We start from the raw sequence: 4,777 nt of genomic DNA, 5'->3' as shown, positions 1-4,777 counted from the left end.
GGTCGGCTTCAGCATGGCGAGGTTGGTCTTGCCGCAGGCACTGGGGAAGGCAGCCGCGATGTACTTGGTGACGCCCTGCGGGCTGGTCAGCTTGAGGATCAGCATGTGCTCGGCGAGCCAGCCCTCGTCGCGCGCCATGACGGAGGCGATGCGGAGCGCGTAGCACTTCTTGCCGAGCAGGGCGTTGCCGCCGTAACCCGAGCCGAAGCTCCAGATCATCCGCTCCTCGGGGAACTGCACGATGTACTTGGTGTCGTTGCACGGCCACGCGACGTCGGCCTGGCCGGGCTCGAGCGGCATGCCGACCGAATGCAGCGCCGGCACCCACTGCGGGTCCTCACCGGCGGCGGCGAGCTCCTCGATGCGGGCGAGCACCTCGGTGCCCATGCGGGCCATGACGCGCATGGAGACGGTGACGTACGCCGAGTCGGTCACCTCGATGCCGAACATCGGCTTCTCGGCGTCGACGTGGCCCATCACGAAGGGAATGACGTACATCGTGCGGCCCTTCATGCAGCCGGCGTAGAGCCCGCGCATGAGGTCCTTCATCTCGTTGGGGTCCATCCAGTTGTTGGTGGGCCCGCAGTCCGACTCTTCGACCGAGCAGATGTAGGTACGGTCCTCGACCCGTGCCACATCGGTGGGGTCGGAGGCTGCGTGGAACGAGTTGGGCTTGATCTCGGGGTTCAGACGAGTGAACGTGCCGGTGCCCTCGAGCGCCGCGGTGAGCTGCTCCCACTCCGCGTCGGAGCCGGTGCACCAGTGGATGTTGTCGGGCTGGGTGAGCTCGGCGATCTCGTTGACCCACGCCAGGATGCCCTGGTGAGTCGTCGGAGCCGAAGTTTCAGTGATGGCGGTCATGCCTGCGGTTTCCCTCTCGCGCATTCGCGGTGGTCGCCTCGTCAGTGGGAGGCGCCTCCGGCCGTCGAGCGCATCGACGGTGGTGTCGTGGAGTGCTGATTCGAACCCGTCCGGCAACGCTGCGGCGACGGTTGCGCCGAGGCTAACGTCCGCCCTGCGGCGTACATATTGGATCGATCAACGAGTGAGTCCCACGTCACAGGGCGCCGACTCACACCGGAGCGTCCGGGTCGATGCTCCGGGTCTCGATGCGACGGTCGCGGGTGTCGACCCAGTCGTGCACGTAGACCTTGGGCAGCACCTTGGCGATGGCCAGGGTCACGTAGACGATCGTGTTGATGGCCACGAACGCCGCCAGCACAGCGACGAACTCGTTGCGCAGGATGCTCTCGGGCAACAGCAGTCCCATCGGTATGACGCTCACCATCTCAGTCCTCCATCCGGGCGCCGGTATCGGTCTGGACGATGTGTTTCCAGGTCGCCTTCCTGGCCAAGGAGAGGTCCAGGATCCCCTTGACGTAGATCACATTGAGGACCATCGCGTAGAACAGCTCGGGGAACAGCGAGAGACCGAGCAGCCTCGCCTTCGCGCCGCCGCGCCACACGGTGACGATGCGTTCGACGGTGAAGATCAGGCCGATCCCGATCCAGAACGGGAACCACACCCAGGAGGCGGTGGCCAGCACCATCATCACGATCAGCAGCAGGTAGGAGCCGAGGGCGATGACGCCGTACCCGATGCCGAGCTGCTGTGCCCAGTAGCGGAACGTCTGCGGGCGCAGGCCGTAGGCGCCGAGGTTCTCCAGGGCGCCACGCTGCCACCTCAGGCGTTGGGCCCACAGCGACTTCCAGGACGGCATCACCTCGGTCACGACCGTGCACTCGGGGGGCGAGATCATCAGGGCGCCGAGCGACTTGAGCGCCATCGTCAGCTCGTTGTCCTCCGTCAGGGCGACCGTGTCGTAGACGTCGCCGGGCACCCCTGGCAGATTCCTGCCCCGCTCGTCGGCCACCGCTCGCAGCGCTCGTGGACGGAACACCGACGCGGTGCCGGTGAGCACGAAGACGCGACCGCGGCGACGACGCAGGTCGCGCTGGTAGCGGGTGTACTCGTTGCGCTGGAACTGGCCGATCAGCCCGGCACCGTCCTCCCCGTAGAACAGCCCGCCGACGGCCATCAGCGCGCGATCGTCGGTGAGCCGTCGGGCGGCGCCGGCCAGGAAGCCCGGGTCGAGCTGGGTGTCCGCGTCCATCACCATCACGCAGTCGTTGTCGCCCAGGCCCGGGAGGACCTCGACCAGCGCCTGGTTGAGGCCTCCGGCCTTCTTGTGGGCGTTGTCCACCGTCTCGAAGACGTCGACCCCGGTCTCGCGGGCCAACCGCACGGTCGCGTCGGTGCAGTTGTCCGCGACGACGACGACCCGAGCGGGCGGCAGGGACTGGGAGAGCAGCGAGCCGAGGGTCTCGGTGATGCACGACTCCTCGTTGTGCGCGGGGATCAGCACGGTGATGGTGACCGGACCGGCGTGTTCGCCGCGGGTCTCGGCCATCACCAGCTTGGGCGCAAGCGGCATCCGGTGGGGGTCCTCGCTGCGCCGCGCCTTGGTGAGCAGTCGGCGCTCGAGGCCCGCGACGCCGGCGGCGAGCAGCAGGGCCACGCCGACGGCGGCAAGGAGCACCCGCGGGGACGGCATCTCGGTGTCGTAGAACACCTGCCAGACACCGAAGAGCAGTCCCTCGGAGGGCGCCTCCCCGGGCTTGGGGCCACCGGCGGCGACCGCCACCCACAGCACCGCTGCGCCCAGCGCGGCCGTCCCGATGATCGCCAGTCCGACCAGACGTTGCAGCCAATACATGGTTGTCGAGTCTCCATACTTCTTCCGCCGGGGCGCACACCCCGGCCGATCAGTCCTGTGAATTCGCCAGGGCGCCGGACGGCATGTACTCCGCGACGAACTCGTTGTACGGCATCGGCTTGCCGATCAGGAATCCTTGCGCGAAGTCGACCCCCTCGGCACGGCACACGTCGAGGATCTCCGGCTCGGAGACGAACTCCGCCACCGTCTGCTTCCCGAGGTCCTTGGCGATGCCGACGATCGAGCGCAGGATGGTGCGATCGACCTGCGACTCGTGGACGTGCGCGACGAACTCGCCGTCGATCTTCACGTAGTCGAAGATCAGGTGCTTGAGGTAGTAGAACGAGCCGAAGCCGGCTCCGAAGTCGTCGAGGGCGAACGCGCACCCGAGTTCGGTGATCCGCTCGGCGAACGCGCGGGCCAGGGCCACGTCAGCCACCGCCGCGGTCTCGGTGATCTCCAGGATCAGGGCAGCCGGGTCGACCTCGTGCCGGGCCAGCGACTCATGGATGGTCCGCTCGATGTCCGGATGTCCGATCGAGTGACCGGAGAGGTTGACCTCGAGCTCGAAGAGCGGGTCGTGCTCTCGCAGCCGGGCCAGCATTGCCACGCTGTTCTCGACCACCCACGCGTCGACCCGTGGCATCAGCCCCACGCGCTCGGCGATGTAGAGGAATCGCGACGGCGGCACCAGCTCGTCCTGGTCCCGGAGCCGGAGCAGGACCTCGGCGGAGCTGATCCGGTCGTTGGAGAGGTTCATGATCGGTTGGAGGTGCAGCTCGAAGCGATCGTGCTCCAGGGCCTCCTCGATCCGGCTCTGCCATTGCAGGCGCGCCGACAGCTTCGGCGGGCGGGTGTCGCCCTCGGGGAGGACGGCGACCTGGTTACGGCCGGCCTCCTTCGCGTCGTACATCGTCATGTCGGCGAGTCCCAGGATGTCGGTGGCGTGCTCACTGGCGGCCTGGAAGGTCACCGCTCCGACGCTGGCGGTGACGCGGCGGCGTACTCCGTCCAGGGTCGCCGCGTGTTCACGGATCACCTCAACGATCGCCTCGCCGACGCGCACGGCGGCGTCCTGGCCACCGTCGGTGAGCAGCACCCCGAACTCGTCGCCACCCAGCCGCGCGACCACGTCGGTGTCGCGGACGGCACGACGAAGCAGCCCGCCGATCGTGATCAACAGCTCGTCGCCCGCGTTGTGCCCGAGGCTGTCGTTGACCTGTTTGAAGTTGTCGAGGTCCAGCAGGAGGACGCCGCCGGCGTTGCCGTAGCGCCGGGACCGCTCGAGGTGCCGCGTGAGCTCGGCGTCGAAGCGCCGGCGATTGGCCAGACCGGTGAGGACGTCGTGGTCGACGAGGTGGGCGAGCCGGTCCTGGTAGCGACGGCGCTCGGAGACGTCGACGACGTTGACCAGCACGATGTCGGGGTCGACGGATCCGGGGCGACGCAGCAGTCGGCTGCTCAGGGCCACGTGGATGTCCTGGCCCCGGTAGTCGCGCAGCATGCAGTCGGACGCGCTCGATTTGGTGACGGCGTCGTGAACGCGGGCCAGGTGGTCGGCGATCGCGTCGTCGCCCGGTGGCGCCAGCTCCCTGAGCCGCATGCCCTCCAGCTCATCGGGTGGTAGGCCGATGATCCCGCACAGCGCCGCATTCACGAACTGGATCCGCCCGGTGATGTCCAGCACCGCGACCCCGTGCGGCGCGTCCAGGAAGAACTGCTCGCTCTGCTCGGCGGAGGCGCGGGCAGCGCGGGTCTCGCGCTCGAGGCGAATGACGATGCGCTGCACCACCCGCCCGAGCACGACGGCGATGGCGACCAGGATGAGTGCTCGTCGCCAGTCCTCGATCGGATAGCGAGGAGCGCCGACAAGCAGCACCGGCCCGAGGATCGTGGCCCCGGCGAGGAAGCTCGCGATGTAGAGCTCGCGGCTCGAACCGGTGATCGCCAACCAGAGGACCGGCACGATGACCAGCGCCGAGAGCCCGGAGAGGTGGCCACCGCTCGCCTCCCGGAGCAGCGCCACGAACAGGAACACGAGGTAGGCCGCTGCCGGGTCG

The 4,777-nt window shown here is 68.3% G+C and carries 4 protein-coding genes; all 4 read right to left on the bottom strand.

Features of this window, described 5'->3' with window-relative positions:
- Window positions 1-861 (bottom strand): phosphoenolpyruvate carboxykinase domain-containing protein (locus RMO85_RS08035; protein WP_310528211.1); only part of this gene is annotated, 861 nt, incomplete at its 3' end.
- Window positions 862-1,072: 211 nt separating this feature from the next.
- A complete protein-coding gene (locus tag RMO85_RS08030) occupies window positions 1,073-1,288 on the bottom strand; it encodes a hypothetical protein (protein WP_310528210.1) in 216 nt (71 codons plus the stop codon).
- Between the two features lies 1 nt (window position 1,289).
- Window positions 1,290-2,717, bottom strand: a complete 1,428-nt coding sequence (locus tag RMO85_RS08025) for a glycosyltransferase family 2 protein (protein WP_310528209.1) — start codon at window positions 2,715-2,717, stop codon at window positions 1,290-1,292.
- A 49-nt stretch (window positions 2,718-2,766) separates the two neighbouring features.
- A partial coding sequence (locus tag RMO85_RS08020; RefSeq protein WP_310528208.1) for an EAL domain-containing protein occupies window positions 2,767-4,777 on the bottom strand: 2,011 nt, incomplete at its 5' end.

The organism is Nocardioides sp. (genome assembly GCF_031422975.1).
Taxonomy (GTDB): Bacteria; Actinomycetota; Actinomycetes; order Propionibacteriales; family Nocardioidaceae; genus Nocardioides.
This window is presented reverse-complemented; position numbering and strand designations above follow the sequence as displayed.

Excerpts from the sequence above, each read along its gene's own strand:
- RMO85_RS08025 (WP_310528209.1), bottom strand. The coding sequence starts at position 2,717 with ATGTATTGGCTGCAACGTCTGGTCGGACTGGCGATCATCGGGACGGCC.
- RMO85_RS08030 (WP_310528210.1), bottom strand. The coding sequence starts at position 1,288 with ATGGTGAGCGTCATACCGATGGGACTGCTGTTGCCCGAGAGCATCCTG.